The organism is Rathayibacter sp. VKM Ac-2804, from assembly GCF_009866655.1.
Classification (GTDB): Bacteria; Actinomycetota; Actinomycetes; order Actinomycetales; family Microbacteriaceae; genus Rathayibacter.
Genome location: NZ_CP047420.1, coordinates 2,898,999 through 2,924,708 on the forward strand (window position 1 = coordinate 2,898,999; position 25,710 = coordinate 2,924,708).

Sequence of the window (25,710 nt, forward strand, 5' to 3'; positions counted from 1 at the left end):
GCGCCGGGGCCGCCCGTGTCGCGGCGCGCGCCCCTGCCCGGTCGCCGCAGCCCGGCCGCCGCGCTCAGGCCGCCGAGCGCAGCATCCGCGCGATCGCCACCAGCACCAGCGCGAGCACGATCGCCACGAAGCCGACGAGCACCGGGACCGCCGGGAGGACGGAGAGCGCCGCTCCGATCAGGAGCACCGGGACCGCGAGCCCGACGTAGGAGGCGAGGAACATCCCGGCGAGGACCTCGCCGCGGGTCTCGTCGGAGGCGAGCGAGCCGGCGACCCCGAGGGCCAGGCGGAAGATCAGGCCGACGCCGGCCCCGGCGATCACGCCGCCGCCGATGAAGGCGGGCAGCACGACGGCGACGGCGCCCCAGGCGACGAGGGCGAGCCCGACGGCGAGGGCCGCGGCGGAGAGGAGCAGCGCGCGGCGGACGGGCAGACGGGCGGCGGTCAGCTGGGCGACGGCGCCGGCCGCGAAGACGCCGAACGAGACGACGCCCGCGACGAGGTGCGAGGTCTCGCCGAAGCGGCCGGCCAGGAAGGTCGGCGCGAGCGAGGTGAACAGGCCGAAGACCGCGAAGCCGGCGAACGCACCCACGGCGGCCGAGAGGAAGGTGCCGCGCGAGGCGGCGGGCACGGCGAGCCGCTGCGGCCGGTAGGCGGGCAGCTCCTCCCGGCGCTCGACGGTCTCGGGGACGAGGGCGACCGCGATCCCGAGCACGACCAGCAGCACGAGGAAGACCTCGTAGGGCACGACCAGCGGGCGGTCGACGGTCACGGCGAGGACGCCGCCGATCAGCGGGCCGAGGGCGAGACCGCCGACGTTGACGAGGGTCGAGACGGCGCGCGAGGCGCCGGGGCCCTCCTCCGGCCGGGCGATCGCGCGGAGCTCGGAGAGGTGCGCGGTCGCGGTCGCCGTCAGCGCGCCGACGCCGATGCCGGTGAGCAGCCGCGCCACGATCAGCCCGGGCACGTCGGGCCAGAGCAGGAAGACGATGCTCGCCAGCACCTCGACGAGGATCGCGGCGAGCAGGATGCGGCGCCGGCCGAGCCAGTCGCTCACGTGACCCGCCAGGAACAGGCTGGCGACCACTCCCACGGCGTAGGCCGCGAAGATCACCGTCACGACGAAGGCGGGGAAGCCGTCGCGCTGCTGGTAGATCGCGTAGAGCGGGGTCGGCACGGTGGAGAAGGCCATCACCGAGAGGAAGGCGACCGCGATCACCCAGAAGCCGAGGTGGTGCCCCAGCTCGGGGCGGCGCGAGGAGGACGAGGTGCGGGCGGCGGTGCGCTCGGCGGGGATTCCGGTGGTCGGCATGCGCCCAGAGTGCTCCTGTCGATCGTCCACGTCCAACGGAGGATCCTGGACGCATTGATCGCCGAAGCCGCACAATGAGGCATGGACGACCGCCAGCTCGCCGCCTTCGTCGCCGTCGCGGAGGAGCTCAGCTTCACCCGCGCGGCGGCCCGTCTCTACGTCGTGCAGTCCACCCTGTCGGCGACGATCCGCGCGCTGGAGCAGGACCTCGGGGCGCCGCTGTTCACCCGGTCGACGCGGCGCGTCGCGCTCACCGCCGTCGGCGAGGCGCTGCTGCCGTCGGCGCGCGCGGCGATCGACAGCGTCGACCGGATGCGCTCGCTCGCCGCGGAGGACGCGGCGGGGCTGCGCGGCCGGGTCCGGGTCGGCACCTTCTCCGCGCTCGACATCCTCGATCTGCCGGGCGCCCTCGGTGCGTTCCGGCGCCGGCATCCGCTCGTCGACCTGCTGCTGCGCACCTCGCCGAGCGGATCGACGGGGCTGGCGGAGGACCTCCGCCGCGGCCGGCTCGACGTGGCGCTGCTCGCCCTGCCGGTGGCCGAGCTGGAGGACCTCGCCGTGACGACCGTCGTCCGGGACGGCTACGTGCTGCTGATCGACAGCGCCGATCCGCTGGCGCGGCTGGCGCGGCCCTCCCCCGCGGACCTCGACGGCGCCGCGTTCATCGACACCCCGGCCGGCTTCGGCAACCGCGTCAGCGTCGACCGGGCCTTCCGCGCGGCCGGAGCGACGCGGCGGGTCGCCACCGAGGTCGCCGACCTGCCCGCGATCCCGCGCTTCGTCCAGGCCGGTCTCGGGCCGGCGGTGGTCCCGCGCTCGGGCATCGCACCGCTGGCCGGGGTGACCGCGATCGAGCTGGACTGGCCCGGACTGGTGTGGGAGGTCTCGGTCTGCAGTCCGCCGCACGCGTCCGCGGCCGTGCAGGCGCTCGTCGCCCTGCTGGCCGAGCGGGCCGAGCCGGTCTGAGCACGGCGCGCTCGAGCCGTCCGCTCGCGCGCGGCGCTCAGTCGCCCGCCTGCGGTCCGCTCTCCCGCAGCGGTCCGCGGACGATCGAGTCGCCGGAGTGCTGCGGGTCGCCGTCGTCGGGCTCCTGGGAGATGTCGACGAGCGAGTACTCGGCGAGGTCGATGTCGGCCGGCACCGTGAAGCGGCCGTCCGCGCCGTCCAGCACCCCGAGTCCGACGAGTCCGGTGGCGTCCGCCGCGATCAGCCAGACCTCGCGGTAGGAGTCGGCCGCGCCCTCCGCGTCGAGGTGCACGACGAGCTGCCGCTCGCCGTCGGCGTCCTCGAGCTCGGCGCTGCCGCTGGCGCCCTGCCAGTCGGGGAAGGCCGCGAGATCGGCGCGCGCGACGACGACCGCTTCGGTGCTCCGCGACGCCTGCAGCCAGACGCCGCCGACGACGCCGACGGCGAGAGCCGCGAGCGCGGCGAGCGCCGCGGGGAGGAGCCGGCGGGAGCGCGGTCGGCGTCGCGACGGCGTGTGGCGGCCGACCGGAAGCGCGGTCACCGGAGCGATCGGGGCCTCCGCAGTCGTCCCCAGCGCCAGCTCCCCGCGGATGCGGTCCCAGACCTCGGCCGGCGGGCTCTCGAGCACCAGCGAGCGGCTCTGCCGGCCGAGACCGGCGGCGTGGCCGAGCTCGACCAGCTGCTGGGCGCACTCGGGGCACGCCTCGAGGTGGGCGGCGGCGTCGGCGGAGGAGTCCTCGCCGAGGGCGAGGAGGGCGAGCTCGTCGGGATCGAGATGCGTCATGGGCTGCTCACCTCCAATCGGGAGCGGAGTCTGTCGAGACTGCGGCGGATGTGGCTCTTGACGGTGCCGAGCGGCAGGCCTGTCCGCTCGGCGATCTCGGTGTGGGTCAGATCGTCGTAGAAGGCGAGGCTCATCACCCGCCGCGGGACGGGGTCGAGGCGGGCGAGCTCGTCGGCGACCAGGACCCGCTCCTCGAGATCGACCGCCGGTTCGCCCTCGTCGACCGGGGCGACCGCGACCAGCGCGGCGGTGAGCCGGCGCTCGCGCGAGCGGTTCTCGTGGGCGTCCGCGATGCGCTTGCGCGAGATCCCGACCAGCCAGGCGCCGAGCACCGCTCGGCCCGGGTCGAAGCTGCCGCGCCCGGTCCATGCGGAGACGAACACGCGCTGGACCACGTCCTCCGCGTCGCCGCGGTCGCCTAGCGAGCGCAGCGCGAGAGTGAAGACGAGCGGGGACCACCGGGAGTAGGCCTCGGCGAGCGCGGACTCCTCCCCCGCCGCGAACCGGAGCCCGAGGCGCTGGACGAGGGCGCGCTCGTCGGCGGCCTCGTCGTCGGGCTCGCGCGTCTGGGCGTCGATCTGGGGGGTCCTCCTGGAGTGGGGGCGGCACCGGGGCGGAGGAGCCGGTGGCTCGACGGCGCGGGGTGCTGCGGCGATGCTCATGCTACGGCGCGCTCTCACTCGGAGCACAGGGGTGGTCGAGCACGGTCATCGTCGGGCGGTCAGGTCGCGGGGGTCGCGGTGACGACCACGTTGCTGAGGTAGTGCCGGGTGTCGTAGTCGAAATCGCCGCCGCAGGTGATCAGGACGAGCCGCGCGGGGCCGTCCTGGACGAAGACGGTGGAGAGGTCGACGGTGGTCTTCTCGGTCGTCTCGACCGTGTCCACGGTGTAGACGCGCTGGACGCCGTCCTCCCCCATCAGGCCGATCCGCTGGCCGGGCTGCGCCTGCTTCAGCTCGGCGAACGGGCCGAGCCCGTAGGTGAGCGAGTCGACGTGGGCGGCGATCACGGTCGTGCCCTCGCCGGCGTCGAGCCCGCGGCCGAAGCGGTACCAGCCGGCGACATCGGTGTCGGGCACCAGCTCCATGGTGCCGTCGTCCGCGACCCCCACCGGCTGCACCGGCATGTCGATCGGCAGGCCGTCGACGACCAGGCGGGTCGGCGCGAGCACGACCGGCGCGGGAGTGGCGCCGAGCCGCGCGTCGGCGACGGGGACGTCGGGCACCGCCGCGGCGGGCGGAGTGGGAGTGCTGGAGGGGATCGCGGCCGGCGTCGACGTCAGGACCGGCGCACTCGCGTCAGGGGCGGGCACGACCCCGACCGCCTGTGCCGAGCAGCCGCCGAGGCCGAGGCCGACCGCGATCGAGCCGACCACGAGGAGAGCACGCGGCAGACGGGGGGTCCTGCTCATCGTGTCCTCCTCTCCTCGTGGTCGGCGGCCGGCCCGGGTGCGGGGCACGCCGGGCCGGCGGTCTTCAGTGCCGGTCAGCGACCGGCGGTCGTGCGCATCGGTCAGCGACCGGCGACGGCCTTGCGGCGGCCGATCAGCGCGGCGCCGATCAGCGCGAGCGAGGCGAGCGCGGCAGCGCCCCACCAGCCGGCGGCGGCGTCGGTGCGGTTGTCGGCCGCGAGGCCGGCCTCACCCGCGGGCACACCCGACGGCGAGGAGTGCAGACCGCCGATGGTCTGCGTCGCGAGGGCGAGGTTGCCCTTCTCCAGGCTGCCCCAGGCGTAGACGATCGTGTTGACGCCCTCCTGGACCTGGACGTCGGCCGGGCCGATGACCGGAGCGGTGGTCCCGGTCGCGGCGACCACGGTCGAGATCGTGGCCGGAGCGAGGTTGAGGATCCCCTCGTTCGGGTTGGTCACGTTCGTCAGCACGGGCGAGCCGCCGGCGAGGATGTCCACGGCGGGCGCCGCGGCGATGTGGCGGACCGTGAGGCGACCCTCTCCGGCCGCGGTGGCCGAGATGTCGTTCGGGAACAGCGTCGCGGTGGGGGTGTTGTCGGGCTTCAGGTGCGCGGCGACGGTGTAGCTCTTGCCTGCCTCGAGGGCGAGGTCGACCGGGCCGATGACCGGGGCGCTCGCGTCCGCGGCGTCGGCGGCGGTGATCGCCACGGTGTAGGTGCCGGTGGGGAGATCGAGCGGGCCGGCCAGGGCACCGGGCGCGAAGTCGTCGAGCGTCAGTGCTCCGTTGACGTACACGTCGACCGGGGTGTCGGGGACCGCGTGCAGCACGTAGAGGTCGGCCGAGTCGGCGTCGGCGGCGCTCGCAGGAGCGGCGGCGAGACCGGCGACGGCGAGGGTGCCGAGGCACGCTCCGGCGAGCAGGCGGTGGGTGAGGCGGGAGGTGGTCACGGTGTTCCTCTTTCACGATGGGACCCGCGGACGGGTCGGTGGGTTCTCGAGAAGGGCCTTCACCACTACTTCCGGCCGAGGGGCCTCCGCGGATGCACCTCTCCGGAGATTTCTCGAGGGAATTCCGGCGGCGGGTCCGCGCGCCTCGCTCCGCCCCTGGTCAGAGCCCGGTTCCGGGTCTAGCCTCCGAGCAGAGGGAGTCCCGCATGGTGCGTCGAGGCACGGTGGCGTCCGCGCTCGATCGGGTGCGGCGGGGTGGAGTGCGGCCGGATCGCTCCGTCGCCGCCGGGCGCCGGCGCGACTCCCCCGGTCGGCTCCTCGGCGCGACCGTCGCCTCCGCCGCGGCGATCGCGGTGCTCGCGCTCGCCCTCGCCGTTCTCGCTCCGCTCGCCGGGCTGCCCTCCGCGGCCGGCGGGACGACCGGGCCGTGCGACGAGCCGCGCGAGCTGCTCGCCGCCTCCTCCGTGCTCGACCGCGAGGGCGAGGCGCTGGCCGGGCACCTGCTGGCCTGCGCCGACGCCGACCACCGGAGTCTGACGATCCACAACGACACCCCCGTCGTCTGGGTGCTGAGCGATCCCGGGGTGCGCGGGGTGGTCGGTCAGAACGATCCGCGCCGCGACGCCGGGGTCACCGGTCTGCTGAGCGCGTACTCCGCTCGGATCGGCCGCGGCCTGGTGCTCCCTCCGGGAGCGTCCGCCGCGATCTCGGCCGGTCCGGGCCGGCTGGCGCCACGACCGGACGAGGCGGCGACCCGGCTCTTCCTCGCGCTGACGGCGATCGTCGGCGCCCAGGATCAGGTGCGCGCCACCGAGCCGGCGCGAGCGCCGCGGAGCGTGGTCCGGACGGCGGCGCTGACCTGCGCGCTCGCGCTCGTGCGGGACGGCGCCGCCATTGGCGCCGCGTCGATCACGCGGGCGGCCGGCGAGCCCGCCTGCTCGGACGCGTGGCAGCGAGCGCAGGCGAAGGCCCTCGACGATCGGTGGAGTCTCCCCGGGCTCGCCGATGCCCTGGCGCTGCCCGGACGGCCCGAGGCGGACGCCGCGCTCGCCCGGTCGGCGGCCGACTGGTTCGCGGCGGCGGACGGCTTCTCCTGGGGCGGGGTGGACCGCCCGGAGCGCCTGGACTGAGCACGCCGCCGGGGCGGGCAGTGCCGGGGCGCACGGTGCCCGGGAACGCGGTGCCCGGGAACGCGGAACGGGCCGCCCTCCCGGAGGAGAGCGGCCCGTTCAGAAGAAGATCGCGGTGTCATCGAGACTCCGCGCTCGACCCGGTGAGGGGAGGAGCGGAGAGGACTATCGACGGAGGCCGAGACGCTCGATCAGCGAGCGGTAGCGGCTGATGTCCACGTCCGACAGGTAGCCGAGGAGTCGACGGCGCTGACCCACGAGCAGCAGCAGACCACGACGCGAGTGGTGGTCGTGCTTGTGCTCCTTGAGGTGCTCGGTGAGGTCCTTGATCCGCTTGGTCAGGACGGCCACCTGCACCTCGGGGGATCCGGTGTCACCGGGGTGGGTCGCGTACTCTTCGATGATCGCCTTCTTGACGTCTGCTTCGAGTGCCATGAATGGGATCCCCTCTCTCTCGTTGCGCGGTGCCCAGCGCCTGATGCGTGGGCTCTCTTGATCCGCGGCCGTTGGACGGCAACCTCAGGAGCTTACCAGAGCGCGGGGGCGACGGGCGAGAGGGGCGTCGGGCGGATCAGGACGGTCGGATCAGGCGCCGACGGCCCGGTTCCAGAGCTCGACGAGCCACGGCGAGACGAGCAGCTCCCAGCCGAGGAGGACGAGGACGTTGAGCACCACCCCGATCCAGCCGGCGATCGGCGGCCGACCCTCGCGGCGCCGCGCGCGGATCGAGGAGACGCCGAGCAGCACTCCGACGAGCAGGAGCGCGTGGATGATCGCGGTGTAGAGGACGCCGACGAGCAGATCGCTGACGGCCTGGTCGCCGGGGTAGGCGCCGAGCGAGATGATCGCGTACCAGACGAAGAACGCGATCGGAACGACGACGAGCGCGAGGAGGATGGACGCCGTCGCGGCGCCGTAGCGGCGGCGGAAGGCGGCGAAGCGGCCCCCGGAGGCGGCGGCGCTCGCGCTCGCGGGACGGGTCCGGGGCGCGGCGCGGGGGCGGCGGCGCGGCGCGCGGGGGCGGCTCCGGCGACGCGCGACGCGGTGCTGCGCGGGCGTCGGGGCGCGCCGTCGGATGACGTGCTCATCCCCCTACCCTAGGGTCTCCGCCTCCGCGGCTCCGTGCGCGCGCGTCCGGTGCGGGACGAGCGCGGAGGGGCGAGAATGGAGCGAGTGAGCCAGCCCTCCTCCGCGCCGCGGCGCAGCCACGTCGTCGACCTCTCCCCTCTCCGCGAGTCCCCCGCCTTCGCGCGCCTCTGGGCGGGCAACGTGATCTCCGGCATCGGCGGGCAGATGACGATCGTCGCCGTGGGTCTGCACATCTACGCGCTGACCGGGTCGACGCTCGCCGTCGCGATGGTCGGCGTGGTGGCGCTGGTGCCCACCGTGATCGCCGGGCTCTACGGCGGGATGCTCGCCGACGCCTTCGACCGGCGGCTGGTGCTGCTGCTCTCGGCGATCGTCGCCTGGGGCTCGACCGCCGTCATCGCGGCGCTCGCCTGGCTCGGCGCCGAGACGCCGCTGACCCTCTACGCGCTGACGGCGGTCAACGCCGTGGCGACGACCATCATCGGTGCGACCCGGATGACCGTCGCGCCGCGCCTGCTCCGGCTCGAGCTGGTGCCGGCCGCGGCGGCGCTCGGCGGCATCGCGGGCGGCGTGGAGGTGACCGTGGGGCCGGCGCTCGCGGGCGTGCTGGTCGCCTCCTCCGGCTTCGCGGTCACCTACACGATCGACGTCGTGCTCTTCCTCGCGGCGTTCCTCGGCATCGCCGGGCTGCCCGCGCTGGTGCCCGAGGGCGAGCGGCAGCGGCCGGGCCTGGAGTCGCTGCGCTACGGACTGCGCTTCCTCCGCGGGGCGCCGAACACCCGACTGTCGTTCCTCGTCGACATCGTGGCGATGACGTTCGGGCAGCCGCGGGTGGTCTTCCCGGCGGCGGCCGCGCTGCTGCTGGGCGGCGGAGCGGTGACGGTCGGCTTCCTCACCGCGGCGTACGCGGTCGGCGCACTGCTCAGCAGCGTCTTCTCGGGGCGGCTGACCGGCGTGCGGAGCCAGGGGCTCGCGATGGGCCGGTCGATCCAGGCGTACGGGGTGCTGATCGTCGGCTTCGGCGCGGTGCTGCTGGTGGCGGAGCTGACGGCGCACGACGCGTCGGAGCCGAACCTCGGCCTGATCGCGGCCGCCTCGGTCGCACTCGCCGGGGCGGGTGCGGCCGACAACGTCAGCTCGATCTTCCGGCAGACGATGCTGCAGACGGCGGTGCCGGACAACATGCGCGGGCGGCTGCAGGGCGTCTTCATCGTGGTCGTCACGGGCGGGCCGCGGGTCGGCGACCTCTACACGGGGCTGCTGGCCTCGCTCGCGCTGCTCTGGCTGCCGCCGCTGGCCGGCGGGCTGGCGATCGTCCTGATCCTGGCGGCGGTGCTGAGGCTCAGCCCGGGCTTCCGGCGCTACGACGCGCTGCACCCGGTGGCCTGAAGCACGTGGCGGAGTGACCGCGCCGCCGCCCGCTGGGGGCGAGCGGCGCGGTCGAGAGGTCACTCCCCGGCGTAGGCGCCGGCGGCGTTGCCGTCGGTGAGGTCGTCCGAGACCTCGCCGCTGTCGTCGTCGCGTCCCTCGACGCGGACGGGGCGGTAGACGTGGAAGCCGTCGATCTCGCCGTCGAGCTCCCAGACCACCTCGACCTCCTCGCCGTCGATGTCGGCGACGCGGGTGAGGGAGCGCTGCGGGGAGCCGTCGATGAGTTCGAGGCGGATGCTCTCCTGCTCCGCGCCGCTGTCGAGCATGGCCGTGTACGTGGTGGTGTCCATGCCTCGACGCTAGACAGGCCGCGCGCGCGCTCGCCACCCCTTGCGGCGTCCGCGCTTCCGCGTAGCGTCGGGGCCATGACCGACACCTCCATCACCCCCGCCACGGACGACGACCGCGCTCAGATCACCGAGATCGTGAAGAGCGCGAAGATCGGACTCCTCACCACCGTCAACGGGACCGGGCAGCTCGTCAGCCGGCCGCTCGCCGCGCAGGACGTCGACTTCGACGGCGAGCTCTGGTTCTTCACCCAGGATCCGTCGGCGAAGGTCGACGACATCCGCGCCAACCCGAGCGTGAACGTCGCGTTCGAGTCGAAGAAGGGCTACCTCTCGGTGGCCGGCTCCGCCACAGTCGTGCACGACCCGGCCAAGGTGGACGAGCTGTGGTCGCCCTCGGTCTCGGCCTGGTTCCCCGACGGCAAGGACGACCCGAGCGTCGCGCTGCTGCGCGTCTCGGCCGAGACCGTCGAGCTCTGGGTGACCGACTCCCCCGCGCCCGTCGTGCTCTTCAAGGTCGCCAAGGCGGCCGTCACCGGCGGCCAGCCCGACATCGGCGAGAACCGCACCGTCTCCTTCGAGTAGCCGCGCGCCCCTCCCCTCCCGCGAGATGCCAGTTGTGCACGCCTTTCACGGCGTGTCGCGCTCATAAGTGGCATCTCGCGGAGGGAGGCAGAGCTCAGGGGCCGCCGAAGCGCTCGGTGCGGATGCGGGCGGGGTCGTGGCCCTGGGCGACCAGGGCCGTCGCGACGGCCTCGACGAAGGCGGTGGGACCGCAGACGTAGACCGTCGGCTCCTCGGAGGCGGCAATCGTCGTCGCGGCGAGCAGGTCGGGGGTGAGCCGGCCCGCGGGCCGAGCGGCGCCGGGCGGGGCGACGCGGGTGTAGACGAGCTCGGTCTCGACGCCGCCGCGGTCGCGGGGCAGCTCGCCGAGCATCCGGAGGTCGTCGCGGTAGTAGGCGAAGACGCTCGAGCGGACCGAGTAGAGCAGGCGCATCGGGGCGCCGCTGCCGACGCGGCCGTGCTCGCGGGCCATCGTCATCAGCGGGACCAGCCCGCTGCCGCCCGCGATCAGCTGCACCGGCTCGGTCTGCTCGGGCTGCCAGACGAACCAGCCGCCGATCGGGCCGCGCACCTCGAGCCGGTCGCCGGCTTCCAGGCCCTCGACCAGGTACGGCGAGACCTCGCCGTCGTCGAGGCGCTCGACGGCCAGCTCGACGCGGTCGCCGTCGGAGGGCGCGCCGATCGAGTAGGAGCGGCTCGCCTGGTAGCCGTCGGGCGCGGTGAGCCGAACGTCGAGGTGCTGCCCGGCGAGGTGCCCGGGCCAGCCCGGGACGCGGAGCGCGATCAGGCGCGAGGTCGGAGTGAGCGGCAGGACCGACTCGGTCACCGCCTCCGTCCAGATCACCAGTAGCGCTCCTCCTTCCAGGGATCGCCGTGCATGTGATAGCCGTTCTGCTCCCAGAAGCCGGGCTCGTCGCCCGGCATGAGGCGGAGGCTGCGCACCCACTTCGCGCTCTTCCAGAGGTAGAGGTGCGGCACGAGCAGCCGCGCCGGGCCGCCGTGCTCGGCCGCGAGCGGCGCACCCTCGAACTCGGTCGCGATCCAGGCCTTGCCGCCGCGGATCTCCGAGAGCGGCAGGTTGGTCGTATAGCCGCCGTAGCTCTGCGCCATCACGAAGCCGGCGTCGCTCTCGATGCCCTCGAGCAGGAGGTCGACCGAGACACCGCGCCAGTTCGTGCCGAGCTTCGACCAGCGCGTGACGCAGTGGATGTCCGTGTGGATGTCCTCGCGGGGCAGCGCGGCGAACTCGTCGGCCGTCCAGCGGCGCACTCCCGCCGGGCCCGCGTCGATCGAGAAGGCCCATTCGTGGATGTTCGGGGTCGGCCCGATGGAGAGGACGGGGAAGCCCTTCTCCAGGTACTGCCCCGGCGGGACGTCCGGGTTCTGCTCGCGCTTCCCGAAGAAGCCCCGCGTGATGATGCCCATGTCCGCCTCGAGTCCTCGGGTGCGCCCCGGTCCGTGGATGCCGCTCGTCGCTCGCCAGGCTAGCGCGCGGGGCCCCGCTACCGCATCGGAGGGCGAGCGGCGAGCCCGCGACCGTGTCGGAGGTGGATGCGAGGATCGGGCCATGAGCAGAACAGTCGTGCCGCCGTATCTCCTCGTCCGCATCGCCCGACTCGACGACCCGGCCTTCGCCCGGGCCGCGCGGGCGGCCAGCCGCTCGCTCGAGCAGGACGTTCCCTTCCGTCGCGTCCGGCCGGGAGAGCCCTCCCCCGGTCGCTCGACCGCCACCGCGTCGCCGGTCCCCCGCGCGGAGCGGGTCGCCGCCCTCCAGCGAACCATCTCGGACGCGCAGTCGACCGAGACCCTGCCCGGCACCGTCGTGCGCACCGAGGGCGCTCCCGCCACCGGCGACGCCGCGGCGGACGAGGCCTACGACGGGCTCGGCGCGATGTCCGAGTTCCTCCAGCAGGCCTTCGGCCGCGACTCGATCGACGACGCCTGGCTGCCGCTGGACGCGACGGTGCACTTCGGCGAGGACTACGACAACGCCTTCTGGGACGGCTCGCGGATGGTCTTCGGCGACGGCGACGGCCAGGTCTTCCGCCGCTTCACGGTCTCGCAGAGCGTGATCGGCCACGAGCTGGCGCACGGGATCACCGAGTACACCGCGAACCTCGTCTACCGCGGGCAGTCGGGCGCGCTCAACGAGTCGATCTCCGACGTCTTCGGCGCGATGCTCGAGCAGTTCGGCGCCGGGCAGAGCGCGGAGGACGCGAGCTGGCTCATCGGCGAGGGCCTCTTCACGGACGAGGTGCAGGGCACCGCGCTGCGCTCGATGATCGCGCCGGGCACGGCCTACGACGACGACGTGCTCGGGAAGGACCCGCAGCCCGGCTCGATGGCCGACTACGTCGACACCGAGGACGACAACGGCGGGGTGCACATCAACTCCGGCATCCCCAACCGCGCGTTCGCGGTCGCGGCGATCGAGCTGGGCGGGCCCTCCTGGGAGCGCGCGGGGCCGGTCTGGTACGACGTGCTGACCGGCGGCGTGCTCACGGCGACGGCGGACTTCGAGGGCTTCGCGGCGCTGACCGTCGCCGCGGCGGCCGAGCGCTTCGGCGCGGGCTCCGAGGTCGAGGCGGCGGTCCGCACCGGCTGGACGACGGTGGGGGTCGAGCTGCCGGCGGCCTGAGGACGGCGTCGGGTGGTCTCGATACGCCACTCCGGGGCTACTCGACCAGCATGCTGCGGTTGCTCCGCGAGCCCACTCGACAAGCATGATGCGGCTGCCCCACGAGGCCACTCGACCAGCAGGCTGCCCCTTCTCTTGCTGATCGAGTAGGCCGCGCAGCGGGCGTATCGAGATCGCCCACCGTCTGCACCGTGGGTCTCGATGCACCCCTGCAGGAGTACTCGACCAGCACGGTCGGCCGCTCCCGCGGGGCTGCTCGATCAGCGTGATCGAGGGCGGTCCTTCGGAGGGGGCGCGTACGATCGCGGCCATGGATGTGATCGTGTCGCGCAGTGGCGGCTTCGCCGGGCTCCGCCGGGTCTGGCGGATCGATGTCGACGAGCAGCCGGACGAGCGCGCGTGGCACGACCTGCTCGGCTCGCTCGACTGGGACGACCGGCCGCGCGCCGCGACGCCGACCGCCGGGCGGCCGGACCGCTTCGTCTACGAGATCCGAGTGCAGACGCACACGGTGCGGCTCGGCGAGACGGAGCTCGACGGGGCCTGGCGAGAGCTCGTGGAGCGGGTGAAGCGCGCGCAGCCGCGCTGAGTCGCTCGGCCGTGCAACGACGAAGGCGCAGCCCCGGTGATCGGGTGCTGCGCCTTCGTCGTGCGGGTCTCGATACGCCCCTGCGGGGCTCCTCGACCGGCATGGTGGGGCTCTCCGGGGCTACTCCACCAGCATGGTGGCTCGACGGCCGCGAAGCGGAGGACGGGCTACTTCGTGCCGAGGAGGTCGATCACGAAGATCAGGGTCTTGCCGGAGAGGGGGTGGCCTCCGCCGGCGGGGCCGTAGGCGAGGGCGGGCGGGCAGATCAGCTTGCGACGGCCGCCGACCTTCATGCCGGGGATGCCCTGCTGCCAGGCGCGGATGAGGTTGTTGAGGGGGAAGTTGATCGACTGGTTGCGGCTCCAGGAGGAGTCGAACTCCTCGCCGGTGTCGTACTCGACGCCGAGGTAGTGCACGTCGACTGTGGAGCCGGGCTGGGCCTCGGCGCCGTCGCCGATGACGAGGTCCTCGACGACGAGGGAATCGGGGGCCGGGCCGTCGGGGGCGTCGAGCTCGGGCTTGGTCAGGTTCTCGCTGCTCATGCTCTCCATCCTAGGAGGGCCGCCCGGAGCACTCGATCAGGCCGATCCCCCGCCCGGCTCACTCGACCAGCGTGAGGCGCTGCGTCGGCCGGGTCATCGCGACGTAGAGCGAGGCCGCGCCGCGCTCCTCCGCCGCGATCAGCCGCGGCCGGGCGATCAGGACGGAGTCGAACTCGAGCCCCTTCGCGTCGGCCGTCGAGAGCACGGCGACCGGGCGGTCGAGACCGCGGGAGCCGCGCCCGACCTCGCGGCCGAGCTCCTGCTCCAGCCGCGCGGTGATCGCGTCGAGCTCGTCGTCCGGGGCGATCACGGCGAGGGTGCCGTCCCCGATGGCCCGGTCCTCCAGGACGACGGCGAGCACCCGGTCGGCGAGCACGGCGTCGCCGCGGTCGCGCACGGTGCGGACCGGCCACTCCGTGGAGCGCACCGCCTCGCCGGGGGTGATCTCGAGTCCGTTGTCGCGCGCCGTGCGCTCGGCGTAGGCGACGATCTGCGCAGGCGTGCGGTAGTTGACGGTCAGCTCCTCGAGGCGCCACGGCGCGGCCTCGCCGTCGCGGCCCTGGCGGCCGAAGGTGTCCCGGAGGGCGGCGTCCCAGCTGGAGGCGGCCGAGGCTCCGGACGCCTGGGCGACGTCGCCGACGATGGTGAAGGAGCGCATCGGGCAGCGCCGCAGCAGCACCCGCCACTGCATCGGCGAGAGCTCCTGCGCCTCGTCGACCACGACGTGGCCGTAGGTCCAGGAGCGGTCGGCCGCCGCGCGCTCGGCGGTGGTGCCGACACTGGTGCGCTCGGCGAATCCCGCCGCGAGGTCCTTGGCGTTGACGAGCCCGTCGACGCCCATGTTGCGGATCGCGGCCTCGGCGTTCTCGACGTCGCGGCGGCGCTGCTCCTTCTCGGCCTTCTTCTGCGCGTCGGCGTGGTCGTCGTAGGCGCCGAGGAGCTCGGCCGCCTCGTCGAGCAGCGGCACGTCCGAGACGGTGAAGGCGGCGTCGCGGTCGCGGCGGAGCAGGGCGCGCTGCTCCGGGGTCCAGCGGGGGGTGAGCGAGGCGAACCAGTTCGGCCGGGCGTAGAGGTCCTGCAGCAGCTTCTCCGGGGTGAGCGGGATCCACGCGGTGTTGAGCGCGACGCGGACGTCGTAGGCGGTCCGGACGTCCTCGCGCAGGACCGCCTCGTCGGCCTCGTCGACCGTGTTGCCGTGGCTGCGCAGCTGGTCGGCCAGCTGCCTCGTGAGCTGGGTGATCATCGCCTTCACGAAGGTGACGCGGGCCTCGTTGTGCGGCTTGCGGGAGTCGCGGGCGCGGGTGATCGCCCGCTCCACCTCGTGCGGCTCGAGCCGCAGCTTCTCGCCGTTGACGTCGAGGACCAGCGTCTCGGCCGGCACGGCCTGGCGCGAGCGGACGGCGCGCTTGAGCAGCTCGGCCATCCGCGCGGAGCCCTTGACCCGGGCGACCGCGGGGCGGTCCTCCTCGATCAGGTCGAGGCCCGGGTAGAGCTGGCCGAGGGTGGAGAGCACGACGCCGGTCTCGCCGAGCGAGGGCAGCACCGCCTCGATGTACCGCAGGAACGAGCGCGACGGCCCGACGACGAGGACACCCGAGGACGCGATGCGGTCGCGGTGCGAGTAGAGGAGGTAGGCGGCGCGGTGCAGCGCCACCGCGGTCTTGCCGGTGCCGGGGCCGCCCTGCACGACGAGCACGCCGCGCAGCTCGGAGCGGATGATGCGGTCCTGCTCGCCTTGGATGGTCGCCACGATGTCGTGCATCCGCCCGGTGCGCTGCGCGCCGAGGGCCGCCATCAGGGCGCCCTCGCCCTGGAGCGCCGTGCCCTCGCGCAGCAGCTCCTCGTCGAAGACCTCGTCCTCGAAGCGGATCACCTCGCGGCCGCGGAGGGTGAGGTGCCGGCGGGCGCGGGTGCCCATCGGGCGGGCGGCGGTGGCCTGGTAGAAGGCGGCCGACTGGGGGGCGCGCCAGTCGAGCAGCAGGGTGTCCTGCTCGTCGTCGCGGAGCCCGATGCGGCCGATGTAGCGGTGCTCCGTCTCGGCGTCGGCGAGGGTGAGCCGGCCGAAGGCGAGGCGGTCGTCGGCACCGGAGAGCGAGCGGATGCGGTCCTCGTAGAGGCGCGCGAACGCGTCGCGCTCGGACCGGCTCTGGTGGTTGCCGCCGACGCTCTCGATCCGGACGGAGTCGAGCGCCTCCCTGGACTGCGCGATCAGCTCGTCGAGGCGGGCGTAGAGCCCCGCCACGTACGCGCGCTCGCGCGAGAGCTCGGACTCGAGGATCGTGTCGCTGTCCGTCATCGTGCGCCCTTCCCTGCCGGTTCCGCGGTCTCGGGCGGGAGGCGGATGCGCTCCGGGGACCGTCGAAAACAGGCGGTCCAGTCTAACGACCGCGCGGGCGCCGACCGGCGCGACGGGGCTTCTCGCGACTCGCCGTGGGCGAACGGCGCCGCCCTCTTGCGGACGGCCGCCGAGAGGCGCATGCTGTCGGTCAAGAAGAGCTCGACGCCCCGTCAGAGCAGCCGGCCCTGCCGCTGCCGCAGGGCGTCGAGGTCTTTAACGGGCAGGTTCGCGCGGCCCCGTCCCCGCTCCTCCTGAGAAGCTTCTCAGTGATCCGTGCGAGCTGCTGCGATGATGAGTGCGGGAACCTCAGGGCTCTCGACCGCCTGCCCGCGCACGGCCACGCCCTCGGGAGCCCGCATGACTCCGACACCCGCGCCCGCCCCGGTGCGCCGCCTGCGCTCCGTCCGGGTGCGGATCCTCGCGGCGATCCTGGTCGTCACCGCGCTCGGCCTGCTGGTCTCGGGGGGCGCGTCGTTCCTGCTGCAGCGCGACCGGATCCTCGCCTCGATCGACGAGGAGCTGCGCCAGCAGGTCGAGAGCGTGCGCACGATCGTGGAGTCGCCCGCCGAGGCGACTCGGATCGAGCCGGACGAGTCGCCGCTCACCGCGGCTCCCACGGACGGCTCCGGGTTCACCGACATCGACGCCCTGCTGCGGACCGTCCTCGGGCAGGTGCTGCCGCGGCTGGACGGGAGCACCGTGGGCCTGGTCGACGGAATCGCCCGCTGGGAGCCGCAGCCCTACGCCCTCAGCTTCCTGCTCGACGACGACCCCGACTTCCTCGCCCGCGTGTCGGGAGAGACGGCGGCGGGAGCGACGGTGCTCGGCTGGGGCGAGACGGAGGACGGGACGCTCCGCTACGCCGCCGTGCCCCTGCGCGTCGAGGGCTCGGACGCGGCCGGGGTTTACGTGACGGCGGTCGACACCGATGCTCGGCTCTCCGACCTCGCGGACGTGTCGCGGAGCTACGCCGTGATCGCCGCGCTGGCGCTCGCGGCGACGGGACTCGTGGGCTGGTTCGTCGCGGGTCGCCTGCTCTCCCCGATCCGCGAGCTGCGGCGCACCGCGTCCCGGATCACCGCGACCGATCTCGGCGAGCGGATCCCGGTCGGCGGAGACGACGACGTCTCCGACCTGACCCGCACCGTGAACGACATGATCGGGCGGCTCGAGGGCTCGTTCGACGCACAGCGGCGGCTGCTGGCGGACGTGCGCCACGAGCTGGGCACGCCGATCACGATCGTCCGGGGCCACCTCGAGCTCGTCGACGCCCGCGACCCCTGCGACGTCGAGGCCACTCGCGCCATAGCGCTCGACGAGCTGGACCGGATGGGGCACCTGCTGGAGGACATCGCCGAGCTGTCGGAGGCCGAGCGCGAGGACCGCGTCCCGCTGCAGCCGGTCGACGTCGGCGAGCTCACCCGGCGGGTGCTGGCGAAGGTCGCGGTGATCCCCGGACGCGACTGGCGGGCAGGGCCCGTGGCCGAGGTGCAGGTGGACGCGGATCCGGCGCGGCTCACCCAGGCCTGGCTGCAGCTGGCCGACAACGCCGCGAAGTACAGCCCGGAGGGCTCGGCGGTCGTGCTCGGCAGCGAGCGGCGCGCCGACCGGGTCGAGCTGTTCGTCACCGACGAGGGACCCGGGATCCCGGCCGCGGCGCGCGAGCGGATCTTCGAGCGCTTCGGCCGCGTCGACGACGGTCGCGGCATCCGCGGCTCCGGGCTCGGCCTCGCGATCGTCTCCGCGATCGCCCGCGCGCACGGCGGCCGGGTCGAGCTCGACTCCGTCCCCGGCCGCGGCACCCGCTTCGCGCTCTCGCTCCCCCTCGAGCGGCGCTCCCCCGCCGACGACGAATCGACCGACGTTCCCCCGAGAGGACGAGCACAGTGAGCACCATCCTCATCGCCGAGGACGAGGAGCGCATCGCCGCCTTCGTCGAGAAGGGCCTGCGCTCGGCCGGCTACACGACGACCCGGGCGGCGCGCGGCGACGACGCGCTCGCGTATCTGCGCAGCGGCGGGTTCGACCTCGTGCTGCTGGACGTCGGCCTGCCCGGCATGGACGGCTTCGCCGTGCTGCGCACGCTGCGGGCGGAGGGGGCGACTTTACCGGTGATCATGCTGACGGCGCGCAGCTCCGTCGGCGACACGGTCGAGGGGCTCGACCTCGGCGCGAACGACTACCTCGCCAAGCCGTTCCGCTTCGACGAGCTGCTCGCGCGGATCCGGGTGCGGCTGCGCGACGCAGCGGCGGGCTCCGGTCCGGCCGAGGACGACGGCCTGCTCGTGCACGGCGGGGTGACCCTCGATCTGCGCTCGCGCCGGGCGACGGTCGAGGGCAGCACGCTCGACCTCTCGGCGCGGGAGTTCGCGCTGGCGGAGGAGTTCCTCCGCCACCCGGAGCAGGTGCTCAGCCGGGAGCAGCTGCTGAGCCGGGTCTGGGGGTTCGACTTCGATCCGGGCTCGAACGTCGTCGACGTCTACGTGCGGTATCTGCGCGGCAAGATCGGGGCCGAGCGGATCGAGACGGTGCGCGGCATGGGCTACCGGATGGTGGGCTGAGGCGGAGCGGTCCTTCACCGGCGCCGAGCGGTACCGGGACGGGCACCGTCGTCAGTCGTCCGTGTCGTCGTCGATGTCGTCGTCCGGGTCGTCGGTGTCCTCGTCGTCGCCGTCGTCGTCCCCGTCGGCCGGCGCGGGGGCCGGGACCGGCACGACCGGGACGGGGGCGGTGCCGCCGCCCTGCTCGGCGGCCGGGCTCTGCGGGGCCGGTGCGGCCGGTGCCGCAGGCGCGGTCGTGGCGGCGGGGTCCACGGCGGCGGGATCGGTCGCGGCGGGATCGGCGCCGGCCGGGTCTGTGCTCGACGGGTCGGCGCCCGGGGTCTCGCCGGCACCGGGGGCGCGGCTCGGTCCGACGACGGGCGTCGAGCCGATCTCGGTGACCTGCGGGGGCTGCTGCAGCGCGCTCGCGACAGTGACGACTCCCCCCGCGATCGCGGCCAGGCAGAGGGCCGCCGCGGCGGCGAGCAGAACGGGCCCGCGACGGGGCATCGGCGTCTCCTGACCGGTCGTGTCGGGATCGGGGCGGCGGAACGGGTTTCCTGATGATCTTCTCATGGAGCGATGATCCTTCCAGCGAGGCGAGTGAGCGAGTGGGCGGCCGACGAGCGCCAGGCCGGGCGGAAGAGGTAGAGGCAGGCGAGGCGGAACCGGGTCGCGGTCTCGCAGGCCGCGAGGCGCTCGGGCGAGGCGCCTGCGTGCTCGGCCGCCCGGTCCACGACGGCGGCGGCCCGGGTGGCGAGATCCGCGGGCAGCAGGCCCTGCGCGGTGCGCAGCCGCAGGTGGGCCCGCAGGTTGCCGAGGTCGAGCGCCGCCTCGGCCCGTGCGGCGGTGTCGAGGTCGAGCAGGGCGAGCCCGCTCTCCGCGACCAGCAGCTGCTTGTCGTGCAGGTCGCGATGGGAGAGCACGAGCGGCTCGACGGGCCCCGCGAGGAGTGACTCCGCCACCCGCTCGGCGGCCGCGAGCACCTCGGCGCGCAGCCCGGGGAGGAGCAGTGGCGCGGCGAGGGCCGCCCAGCGCGTGACGACGGCGGCCTCCGCCTCCGGGCCGTGCTCGGGCAGCTCGGCCGGCGCCGCGGGCAGGAGCGCCCAGCCCTCGGCCCAGCGCCCCCAGAGCGCACGCCACTGGACGGCGGTGGTCCGCGGGTCGGAGCCGACCTCGAGGACGGTGCGTCCGGGCAGCGCCGAGAAGCGGACGAGTCCCTCCGGGTCGTCCGGGCGGTGCAGCAGCCGCGGCAGGTCGAAGCCCGCGGCGAACGCCTCGGCGCTCCGGTGGGCCGCGACCACCGCGGGGGCGGCCTGCGGGCGGAGGACCTTGAGGAAGCTGCTGCCGTCTGCGGCGCGCACCACGGCACGGCGGCCGGGCCGGTGCACGATCACGGCGCCCTCACGGCGGGCGTGCTCGAGCGCCGGGAGGCGGCGGTCGGTGCCGACCGGGAGCAGCCGGACACCTCGCTCGGCGGTCCAGCGGCCGGCGCGCACCTCGGGCGAGCCGGCGGTGCGGGCCTCGAGATCCGCTCCGTCGCGGGACGGCCAGGCGCGTGAGACGGTCCACCTCACGCCGTCCTCGACGACCTCGGCGGGAACGGCGGGCGCCGCGCTCAGCGCACTCGGCAAGCTCAGCAGGTCCGGGGCGGTCGTCATCCGAGCACCTCCTCGGCGCGGGCGACGGCGACGTCGAGGCGCTCGCGCCAGTCCGGCAGCGCGGTGCGGAAGGGCTCGACCGCGCGCAGCAGCACGCTCGAGGCCGTGCGACGGCGCAGCGCCGCCTCGTCGGGGACTCCCCCGGCTGCCCGGTAGGCGTCGAGCAGCGCCTCCGCGAGGGCGGAGCCGGGGGCCTCGGCCGCGACCAGCCCGCCGAGATCGCGCTCGGGCTCGTCGCGACGGACGCGGTCGAAGTCGATCAGGCGGACGCCGTCGCCGACGAGGACCTGGTCGGCGGAGAAGTCGCCGTGCACGACGACCGAGCGGGCGGGAGCCTCGACGGCCAGGGCCGCGCCGAGTCGCTCGAGCCGCGGAGCGAGGCCCGGCGCGAGGTCGACGAGCGCGCGGACCGCCGTCGCGACCTCGTCGCGGGAGCCGCCGGGCACGCGCACTCCGCGCACCTCGTGCAGCCGGGCGAGTGCCGCGCCGGCGGCCTCGGCGCCGCCGGCCGAAGGGTGCTCGGCGAGATCGCCCTCGCCCCACCACGGAGTCGACGCCGCTCCGGAGCCGAGCACCGTCGGCACGAGCACCGGCACGCCCTGCGCGGCCAGCTCCGCCTGCACGCGCGCGACCTCGGCGACCGAGGCGGCGGCTCCGCGCGGCACGATCTTGACGACGCGCGACCCGTCCGCCAGGACCAGCCGGCGGTGCGGATTGTGCCGGAGCACCTGCGAGCGCTCGAGGAGTCCCGGCTCGGCGAGCGCGAGACGCCGCAGGGTCGGCGAGAGCTCGCGATCGGCGCGCACCGGTCCGCTCACGGCCGCGAGCCTCGGGTGCTCGCGCAGCTCGACGCCCACGCGGGCGGCGCGCTCGCGCGTCTTGTCGAGCTTGGCCGGGTCGGCGTAGGAGGCGATCCAGCCCGGGCCGTCGGCCGAGTCGAAGGCGACCACGACGTCCGCGGAGCGCTTCCAGCGGCGGCGGGTGACCCGCACGGGACGGCCCAGGGCCTCGGCGAGGCGCCGGGGGTCGAGGAGCTCGGCGAGCGCGGGCAGCGCCGGGTCGCGGCGGGCGAGGTCGGCGACGGCCGCCTCCGTGACGGTGGTCGTGACGGCGGTCGTGACGGCGGTCGTGACGGCGGTCGTGACGGCGGACCTGTCGGCGCCGGTGCGGGCGCTCATGCGCGCACCTCCGCTCCGGGCTCGGTCGCCGCGGCGCGATGGAACCAGGCGGCGACGCGGGAGTCGCGGCCGAGCAGCTCCTCGGGTGTCCCGTCCTCGACGATGCGGCCGTCCTCGAGCCAGAGCAGGCGGTCGGCGCCCGCGATCGCGGCGGGGTCGTGGGTGATCGAGATCGTGGTGCGGCCGCGGGTGAGCTCGGCGAGCGACTGCGCGACCTGGGCGCGCGCCTCCGGATCAAGCCCGGTCGTCGCCTCGTCGAGGACGACCACCGGCGCGTCGCGCAACAGCGCACGGGCGATGGCGATCCGCTGACGCTGCCCGCCGGAGAGGGTCCCGCCGCGCTCGCCGAGCACGGTCTCGAAGCCGTGCGGCAGCGCCAGCACGAAGTCGAGCGCGTTCGCGCGGCGGGCGGCCTCCTCCACGTCGGCGTCGCTCGCGTCGAGGCGTCCGTAGCGGATGTTCTCGCGGACCGTCGCGGCGAAGAGGACCGAGTCCTGCAGCAGCAGCGAGATGCTCGAGCGCAGGCTCGCGAGCGTCGCGTCGCGCAGATCCGTCCCGTCGATCGCGATGCGGCCGCGGCGCGGGTCGGAGGCGCGCACGAGCAGGCTCACGAGCGTCGACTTGCCGGCACCCGAGGCACCGAGCAGGCAGACGCTCTCGCCGCCGCGCAGCTGCAGCGACAGGTCGGTGAAGAGCGCGCGGCCGTAGCCGTCGTCGACGCCGATCGCCTCGAACGAGACGGCACCCGCCGTCGTGACCAGCGCTCGCGCGCCCGGGCGGTCGTGCACCTCGATCTCCTCGTCGAGGAGGTCGGCGACCCGCTCGCCCGAGGCGGCGGCGCGCGCGATCCGGCCGGTGTACTTCGCGAGGTCCTTCAGCGGGCGCATAGCGATCTTGAGGTACATCGTGAAGACCACGAGATCGCCCGGAGTCATCTGCCCCTCGAGCACCCGCCAGCCGCCGCCGGCCAGCACGAGGGCGGTCGCGGCGCCGACGATCACATCGGTCCGGCGCTCGAGCGCGGCGGCGAGCCGCCGGGCCTTCACTCCCTGGTGCAGCGCCGTCGCGTTGCCGCGGTCGAACGCGCCGCCCACCTCCTTCTCCAGCCCGTAGGCCTGGACGACGCGGATCGCGCCGAGGGTCTGCGCGGCGGTGTCGGCCAGCGCGCCCTCGCCCTTGCGGGTGGAGCGCGAGGCGCTGGTGATCGAGCTCGAGCTGCGGCGGGAGGAGACGAGATAGACGATTGCCGCGCCGATCACGACCAGGGTGAGCAGCGGATCCAGCCAGAGCATCACGACGGTCAGGACGACCAGCGTGATCACGTTGCCGACCAGCGGGAGCCCGGCGGTGACCGCGACCTCCTGCAGCCGGCCGATGTCGCCGACCAGCCGCTGCACCGTGTCACCGGCCGAGGAGACCGTGTGGTACCGCAGCGAGAGGGCCTGCACGTGCGCGAAGACGCGAGCGCGGAGCGCGGTCGCGACCCGCGAGCCGACCAGCGCGAAGGCGATCGTGGAGAGGTAGGCGGTGATCGCGCGCAGGCCCACCAGGCCGAGCAGGATCGCGCCGCAGGCGACGAGGAGGCCGATGGTGGCGGGCGGGGTGCCGGCGTTGGCGCCGGCCGTGGCGCCCAGGCTCGCGCTGACGCTGTCGATCACGATCTTCAGCGGCCACGGCTCGAGGACCCGGAGGATCACCTCGGCCAGCAGCGCGACGAGGCCGCCGAGCATCAGAAAGCGGTGCTCGCGCAGGTGCGGGCGGACGATGCCGAGGCTGCGGCGGAGGGCGCCGGGGTCGGGGGTGCTGCGGCTCGTGCGGCTCATGCGGCGGCCTCCTCGGTGCTGTCGGTGCTGGTGCCGGTGCCGGTGCGCACGTCGTCGATGCGCCTGCCCGCGGGACGATCCGAGGGGACGGCGGCGAGGATCCGCTCGAGCACCCGCGACCAATCGTGCTCGGCGACCGCGTCGGCTCGGGCGGCGGCGCCCATCGCGCGGCGGCGGGCGGGGTCGGCGGCGAGGTCCGCGACGGCCGCGGCGAGCGCCTCCGGCCGCCCCGGCTCGACGACGAAGCTGGTGACCCCGTGCCGGAGGATCGCGGGGATCTGCCCGACTGCGGTGGCGATCACGGGCAGACCGGCGGCCAGGTACTCGTAGACCTTGAGCGGCGAGAAGTAGTCCTGGCCCTCGCGGGCCGGGTAGGGCGCGACGCCGACGTCGAGGCGGGCGAGCTGCGCGGGCATGTCCGCGGGGGCGACGGCGCCGGTGAACTCGACGTCGAGGCCGAGGCGACCGGCCTGCTCGCGCAGGGCCGGTCCCTCCGGGCCGGCGCCGATCACCAGGAGGCGGACGCGCTCGGGGTCGAGCAGCGCGACGGCGTCGAGCAGGCCGCCGACGCCGTGCCACGGCTTGAGGGTGCCGACGAAGCCGACGACGAGCGGGCCGCCGGAGCGCGCGGGGCCGGGCTGGATGCGGCGGGTGTTCACGCCGTTGGGCGCGACCAGCGGTGCGGCGGCGCCGTGCTCGGCGGCCCAGCGGGCGACGGGCTCGGAGACGCAGGCGACGACCGCGGCCGAGGACAGCACCGCCCGGGTCGCCTGCTCCGCCCGCGCCTCGTCGACGAGGACGCGGTGCTCGCGCTGCTCGTCGATCAGCGGCGCGTTCACCTCGAGCACCGCGGGGACGCCCAGGGCACGCGAGACCAGGGCGGAGGCGCGGCTGAAGAGGGAGTAGCGCTCGTGCACGAGGTCGCAGCCGTCGAGCACGACCGCCTCGGCGAGGTGGGCGGCGGCCTCCTCCACGGCACGCTCGCGCGCGGCCGGGTCCTGCACGCGGGTGCGGTGCTCCAGCACCTCGACGTCCTGCAGGTCGGCGGGGACGCTGTCGCCGGCCCGGGCGCAGTAGACGCGGACCTCGTCGCCGCGCGCGCGGTAGGCCCGGAGGATCTCCTGGGCGTGGACCGAGGAGCCCTTGCTGCCGAAGACCGGCACGCCGGGGTCGGCGCAGACGAACGCGACGCGCATCAGGCCGCCTCCGCCGCAGGCTGGGCGGGCGCGGGCGCCGCGAGGGTCAGCGCGGCGAGCGTGCGCGCCTGCCCTCGGGAGTCGAACTCGCGCTCCACCAGCGCGCGGGCGCGGGCGGCGATCCCGGCGGTGTCGAAGTCGGGATCCACCACCCGTTGCAGCGCGCGGGCGAGGTCGTCCGCGCGGCCCGGACGGCAGAGGACTCCGGTGTCGCCGTCGCGGATCACCTCGGGGATCCCGGTGACCGCGGTCGAGATGCAGGGCACCCCGGTCGCCATCGCCTCCAGCAGCACGGTCGGCAGACCGTCGGCGTTGCCGTCGGCGCCGACCACGCAGGGAGCGACGAAGACGTCGGCGCGGCGCAGCAGCTCCGCGACCTCGTTCTGCGGCACCGGGCCGAGTAGCCGGACGCTCCCGTCGAGGCCGGCGGCGCGGATCCGCTCGGCGAGCGCGTCGTGCAGCTCGCCTCCGCCCGCGATCTCGACCTGGACGGCGGTCCCGCCGAGGGCGAGCATCGCGACGGCGTCGACGAGCACCGAGAAGCCCTTCTTCTCGACCAGCCGGCCGACCGCGGCGACCCGGAGCACGCCGGTCCGCTCGGGCCGCGGCGAGAAGGCGAAGCGCTCGAGCTCGAGCCCGTTGTAGACCCGGTGCACCCGGGCGCTCGCGGCCGGGAAGCGCGCGGCCAGGTGCAGCACGTTGTAGTCGCTGACCGTGACGGCGAACCGGGCGCCGGCGAGCTTGCGCTCCAGGTCCGCGGCGTCGACGGACTCGTGGAAGAGGTCCTTGGCGTGCGCCGTGAAGGAGTAGGGCACTCCGGTGAGCAGCGAGGCGAGCCGGGTGACCGTGGTGGCGCTCGAGGCGAAGTGCGCGTGCAGGTGCGTCACGCCCTCGCGCTGGACGGCGGCGGCGAGCTGCACGGCCTGCGCCGCGTCCTCCGGGCTCGCGCGCAGCAGCTCCGGCAGCAGCCGGCCGACGGCGGCCAGCAGCTCGGGCGACTGCTCGGCGGCCCGCAGGCCCTGCCAGAGCGCGGACGCCTTGACCGGCTTGTCGAGGTAGCGCACCGGAGCGCTCACCCGGGCGAGCTCGGGGTGGAAGCGCGGGTCGTCGGGCGCGCGCAGCGAGAAGATCACCAGGTCCTCCCCCGCGGCCTCTCGGGCCAGGATCTCGGAGACGACGAAGGTCTCGGAGAAGCGCGGGTAGACCTTGAGGACGTAGGCGGTGCGGGGCATCGGGGCTCCTCCGGGGGCGGTGGCAGACGGGACAGGGGCGGCGGGCGGGGTG

26 protein-coding genes are annotated in these 25,710 nt (G+C 74.8%); 8 read left to right on the forward strand and 18 right to left on the reverse strand.

Annotated elements, in window-relative coordinates; all coding sequences use genetic code 11:
* Positions 1-64 precede the first annotated feature (64 nt).
* Entirely contained in the window at positions 65-1,312 is a 1,248-nt protein-coding gene (locus tag GTU73_RS13625) for an MFS transporter (protein WP_160090281.1), read from the reverse strand.
* Positions 1,313-1,393: 81 nt separating this feature from the next.
* Here GTU73_RS13625 and GTU73_RS13630 point away from each other — a divergent pair, with 81 nt between their 5' ends.
* The gene (locus GTU73_RS13630) at positions 1,394-2,278 is read left to right on the forward strand and encodes a LysR family transcriptional regulator (protein WP_160090282.1); all 885 of its coding nucleotides are present in this window, start codon (positions 1,394-1,396) and stop codon (positions 2,276-2,278) included.
* A 37-nt stretch (positions 2,279-2,315) separates the two neighbouring features.
* Here GTU73_RS13630 and GTU73_RS13635 read toward each other — a convergent pair whose 3' ends face one another.
* From GTU73_RS13635 to GTU73_RS13650, 4 genes are all read right to left on the reverse strand, one after another.
* Positions 2,316-3,062 carry an anti-sigma factor gene (locus GTU73_RS13635; RefSeq protein ID WP_160090283.1) on the reverse strand — a complete coding sequence of 249 codons (747 nt, stop codon included), beginning with the start codon at positions 3,060-3,062 and terminating at the stop codon, positions 2,316-2,318.
* Positions 3,059-3,724 carry a sigma-70 family RNA polymerase sigma factor gene (locus tag GTU73_RS13640; protein WP_160090284.1) on the reverse strand — a complete coding sequence of 222 codons (666 nt, stop codon included), beginning with the start codon at positions 3,722-3,724 and terminating at the stop codon, positions 3,059-3,061. The genes GTU73_RS13635 and GTU73_RS13640 overlap by 4 nt, the downstream gene beginning before the upstream one ends.
* 59 nt (positions 3,725-3,783) lie before the next feature.
* Positions 3,784-4,473, reverse strand: a complete 690-nt coding sequence (locus GTU73_RS13645; RefSeq protein ID WP_160090285.1) for a class F sortase — start codon at positions 4,471-4,473, stop codon at positions 3,784-3,786.
* A 101-nt stretch (positions 4,474-4,574) separates the two neighbouring features.
* The gene (locus GTU73_RS13650; RefSeq protein WP_160090286.1) at positions 4,575-5,420 is read right to left on the reverse strand and encodes a DUF4397 domain-containing protein; all 846 of its coding nucleotides are present in this window, start codon (positions 5,418-5,420) and stop codon (positions 4,575-4,577) included.
* Between the two features lie 206 nt (positions 5,421-5,626).
* Here GTU73_RS13650 and GTU73_RS13655 point away from each other — a divergent pair, with 206 nt between their 5' ends.
* Positions 5,627-6,550: a hypothetical protein gene (locus GTU73_RS13655; RefSeq protein ID WP_160090287.1), complete on the forward strand. Its 924-nt coding sequence runs from the start codon at positions 5,627-5,629 to the stop codon at positions 6,548-6,550.
* 165 nt (positions 6,551-6,715) lie between these two features.
* Here GTU73_RS13655 and rpsO read toward each other — a convergent pair whose 3' ends face one another.
* Together rpsO and GTU73_RS13665 are read right to left on the reverse strand one after the other, a co-directional pair.
* Entirely contained in the window at positions 6,716-6,985 is a 270-nt protein-coding gene (gene rpsO, locus GTU73_RS13660; RefSeq protein WP_123447896.1) for a 30S ribosomal protein S15, read from the reverse strand.
* 150 nt (positions 6,986-7,135) lie between these two features.
* Positions 7,136-7,297, reverse strand: coding sequence for a hypothetical protein (locus GTU73_RS13665; protein ID WP_160090288.1), 162 nt, complete (start codon positions 7,295-7,297; stop codon positions 7,136-7,138).
* A 426-nt stretch (positions 7,298-7,723) separates the two neighbouring features.
* Between GTU73_RS13665 and GTU73_RS13670 the strand changes: the two genes are divergently transcribed.
* Positions 7,724-9,028, forward strand: coding sequence for an MFS transporter (locus GTU73_RS13670; RefSeq protein ID WP_244231638.1), 1,305 nt, complete (start codon positions 7,724-7,726; stop codon positions 9,026-9,028).
* A 59-nt stretch (positions 9,029-9,087) separates the two neighbouring features.
* Here GTU73_RS13670 and GTU73_RS13675 read toward each other — a convergent pair whose 3' ends face one another.
* Entirely contained in the window at positions 9,088-9,360 is a 273-nt protein-coding gene (locus GTU73_RS13675; protein ID WP_123704987.1) for a hypothetical protein, read from the reverse strand.
* 75 nt (positions 9,361-9,435) lie between these two features.
* On the opposite strand from GTU73_RS13675, the gene GTU73_RS13680 reads away from it, so the two are divergent.
* Complete coding sequence (locus GTU73_RS13680; RefSeq protein ID WP_160090290.1) at positions 9,436-9,942, forward strand: pyridoxamine 5'-phosphate oxidase family protein; 507 nt, start codon at positions 9,436-9,438, stop codon at positions 9,940-9,942.
* Positions 9,943-10,036: 94 nt separating this feature from the next.
* Here the strand turns inward: GTU73_RS13680 and GTU73_RS19105 are convergent, their stop codons facing one another.
* Positions 10,037-10,765, reverse strand: a complete 729-nt coding sequence (locus GTU73_RS19105) for a ferredoxin reductase (protein WP_244231639.1) — start codon at positions 10,763-10,765, stop codon at positions 10,037-10,039.
* Positions 10,762-11,346: a molybdopterin-dependent oxidoreductase gene (locus GTU73_RS19110; RefSeq protein ID WP_173251909.1), complete on the reverse strand. Its 585-nt coding sequence runs from the start codon at positions 11,344-11,346 to the stop codon at positions 10,762-10,764. Before GTU73_RS19110 ends, GTU73_RS19105 begins: the two co-directional genes overlap by 4 nt.
* Before the next feature lie 142 nt (positions 11,347-11,488).
* Here GTU73_RS19110 and GTU73_RS13690 point away from each other — a divergent pair, with 142 nt between their 5' ends.
* Positions 11,489-12,559, forward strand: a complete 1,071-nt coding sequence (locus GTU73_RS13690; protein WP_160090292.1) for a M4 family metallopeptidase — start codon at positions 11,489-11,491, stop codon at positions 12,557-12,559.
* Positions 12,560-12,869: 310 nt separating this feature from the next.
* Entirely contained in the window at positions 12,870-13,148 is a 279-nt protein-coding gene (locus GTU73_RS13695; protein WP_160090293.1) for a protealysin inhibitor emfourin, read from the forward strand.
* A gap of 167 nt (positions 13,149-13,315) precedes the next feature.
* On the opposite strand, the gene GTU73_RS13700 is transcribed toward GTU73_RS13695, so the two are convergent.
* Together GTU73_RS13700 and GTU73_RS13705 are read right to left on the reverse strand one after the other, a co-directional pair.
* Positions 13,316-13,690 carry an FKBP-type peptidyl-prolyl cis-trans isomerase gene (locus GTU73_RS13700; RefSeq protein ID WP_160090294.1) on the reverse strand — a complete coding sequence of 125 codons (375 nt, stop codon included), beginning with the start codon at positions 13,688-13,690 and terminating at the stop codon, positions 13,316-13,318.
* A 58-nt stretch (positions 13,691-13,748) separates the two neighbouring features.
* Positions 13,749-15,986 carry a UvrD-helicase domain-containing protein gene (locus GTU73_RS13705; RefSeq protein ID WP_160090295.1) on the reverse strand — a complete coding sequence of 746 codons (2,238 nt, stop codon included), beginning with the start codon at positions 15,984-15,986 and terminating at the stop codon, positions 13,749-13,751.
* A gap of 399 nt (positions 15,987-16,385) precedes the next feature.
* On the opposite strand from GTU73_RS13705, the gene GTU73_RS13710 reads away from it, so the two are divergent.
* Both GTU73_RS13710 and GTU73_RS13715 read left to right on the forward strand, forming a co-directional pair.
* Positions 16,386-17,918, forward strand: a complete 1,533-nt coding sequence (locus GTU73_RS13710) for a HAMP domain-containing sensor histidine kinase (protein WP_160090296.1) — start codon at positions 16,386-16,388, stop codon at positions 17,916-17,918.
* Complete coding sequence (locus tag GTU73_RS13715; RefSeq protein WP_160090297.1) at positions 17,915-18,589, forward strand: response regulator transcription factor; 675 nt, start codon at positions 17,915-17,917, stop codon at positions 18,587-18,589. Before GTU73_RS13710 ends, GTU73_RS13715 begins: the two co-directional genes overlap by 4 nt.
* A 51-nt stretch (positions 18,590-18,640) precedes the next feature.
* On the opposite strand, the gene GTU73_RS13720 is transcribed toward GTU73_RS13715, so the two are convergent.
* From GTU73_RS13720 to GTU73_RS13745, 6 genes are read right to left on the reverse strand one after another with little or no spacing between them, the layout of a single operon-like run.
* On the reverse strand, positions 18,641-19,144 hold the full coding sequence (locus tag GTU73_RS13720; protein WP_160090298.1) for a hypothetical protein: 504 nt from the start codon (positions 19,142-19,144) through the stop codon (positions 18,641-18,643).
* On the reverse strand, positions 19,141-20,229 hold the full coding sequence (locus tag GTU73_RS13725) for a hypothetical protein (RefSeq protein WP_127887084.1): 1,089 nt from the start codon (positions 20,227-20,229) through the stop codon (positions 19,141-19,143). The genes GTU73_RS13720 and GTU73_RS13725 overlap by 4 nt, the downstream gene beginning before the upstream one ends.
* The gene (locus GTU73_RS13730) at positions 20,226-21,407 is read right to left on the reverse strand and encodes a hypothetical protein (RefSeq protein WP_160090299.1); all 1,182 of its coding nucleotides are present in this window, start codon (positions 21,405-21,407) and stop codon (positions 20,226-20,228) included. The genes GTU73_RS13725 and GTU73_RS13730 overlap by 4 nt, the downstream gene beginning before the upstream one ends.
* Positions 21,404-23,230, reverse strand: coding sequence for an ABC transporter ATP-binding protein (locus GTU73_RS13735; RefSeq protein WP_160090300.1), 1,827 nt, complete (start codon positions 23,228-23,230; stop codon positions 21,404-21,406). Before GTU73_RS13735 ends, GTU73_RS13730 begins: the two co-directional genes overlap by 4 nt.
* Complete coding sequence (locus GTU73_RS13740) at positions 23,227-24,426, reverse strand: glycosyltransferase family 4 protein (protein WP_160090301.1); 1,200 nt, start codon at positions 24,424-24,426, stop codon at positions 23,227-23,229. The genes GTU73_RS13735 and GTU73_RS13740 overlap by 4 nt, the downstream gene beginning before the upstream one ends.
* A complete protein-coding gene (locus GTU73_RS13745; protein ID WP_160090302.1) occupies positions 24,426-25,658 on the reverse strand; it encodes a glycosyltransferase in 1,233 nt (410 codons plus the stop codon). Before GTU73_RS13745 ends, GTU73_RS13740 begins: the two co-directional genes overlap by 1 nt.
* Between the last annotated feature and the right edge of the window lie 52 nt (positions 25,659-25,710).

Bases quoted from the DNA above. Each gene is read 5' to 3' on its own strand.
- GTU73_RS13625 (WP_160090281.1), bottom strand. From the start codon at position 1,312: ATGCCGACCACCGGAATCCCCGCCGAGCGCACCGCCGCCCGCACCTCG.
- GTU73_RS13630 (WP_160090282.1), top strand. From the start codon at position 1,394: ATGGACGACCGCCAGCTCGCCGCCTTCGTCGCCGTCGCGGAGGAGCTC.
- GTU73_RS13635 (WP_160090283.1), bottom strand. From the start codon at position 3,062: ATGACGCATCTCGATCCCGACGAGCTCGCCCTCCTCGCCCTCGGCGAG.
- GTU73_RS13640 (WP_160090284.1), bottom strand. From the start codon at position 3,724: ATGAGCATCGCCGCAGCACCCCGCGCCGTCGAGCCACCGGCTCCTCCG.
- GTU73_RS13645 (WP_160090285.1), bottom strand. From the start codon at position 4,473: ATGAGCAGGACCCCCCGTCTGCCGCGTGCTCTCCTCGTGGTCGGCTCG.
- GTU73_RS13655 (WP_160090287.1), top strand. From the start codon at position 5,627: ATGGTGCGTCGAGGCACGGTGGCGTCCGCGCTCGATCGGGTGCGGCGG.
- rpsO (WP_123447896.1), bottom strand. From the start codon at position 6,985: ATGGCACTCGAAGCAGACGTCAAGAAGGCGATCATCGAAGAGTACGCG.
- GTU73_RS13675 (WP_123704987.1), bottom strand. From the start codon at position 9,360: ATGGACACCACCACGTACACGGCCATGCTCGACAGCGGCGCGGAGCAG.
- GTU73_RS13680 (WP_160090290.1), top strand. From the start codon at position 9,436: ATGACCGACACCTCCATCACCCCCGCCACGGACGACGACCGCGCTCAG.
- GTU73_RS19110 (WP_173251909.1), bottom strand. From the start codon at position 11,346: ATGGGCATCATCACGCGGGGCTTCTTCGGGAAGCGCGAGCAGAACCCG.
- GTU73_RS13690 (WP_160090292.1), top strand. From the start codon at position 11,489: ATGAGCAGAACAGTCGTGCCGCCGTATCTCCTCGTCCGCATCGCCCGA.
- GTU73_RS13695 (WP_160090293.1), top strand. From the start codon at position 12,870: ATGGATGTGATCGTGTCGCGCAGTGGCGGCTTCGCCGGGCTCCGCCGG.
- GTU73_RS13700 (WP_160090294.1), bottom strand. From the start codon at position 13,690: ATGAGCAGCGAGAACCTGACCAAGCCCGAGCTCGACGCCCCCGACGGC.
- GTU73_RS13705 (WP_160090295.1), bottom strand. From the start codon at position 15,986: ATGACGGACAGCGACACGATCCTCGAGTCCGAGCTCTCGCGCGAGCGC.
- GTU73_RS13710 (WP_160090296.1), top strand. From the start codon at position 16,386: ATGACTCCGACACCCGCGCCCGCCCCGGTGCGCCGCCTGCGCTCCGTC.
- GTU73_RS13720 (WP_160090298.1), bottom strand. From the start codon at position 19,144: ATGAGAAGATCATCAGGAAACCCGTTCCGCCGCCCCGATCCCGACACG.
- GTU73_RS13725 (WP_127887084.1), bottom strand. From the start codon at position 20,229: ATGACGACCGCCCCGGACCTGCTGAGCTTGCCGAGTGCGCTGAGCGCG.
- GTU73_RS13730 (WP_160090299.1), bottom strand. From the start codon at position 21,407: ATGAGCGCCCGCACCGGCGCCGACAGGTCCGCCGTCACGACCGCCGTC.
- GTU73_RS13735 (WP_160090300.1), bottom strand. From the start codon at position 23,230: ATGAGCCGCACGAGCCGCAGCACCCCCGACCCCGGCGCCCTCCGCCGC.
- GTU73_RS13740 (WP_160090301.1), bottom strand. From the start codon at position 24,426: ATGCGCGTCGCGTTCGTCTGCGCCGACCCCGGCGTGCCGGTCTTCGGC.
- GTU73_RS13745 (WP_160090302.1), bottom strand. From the start codon at position 25,658: ATGCCCCGCACCGCCTACGTCCTCAAGGTCTACCCGCGCTTCTCCGAG.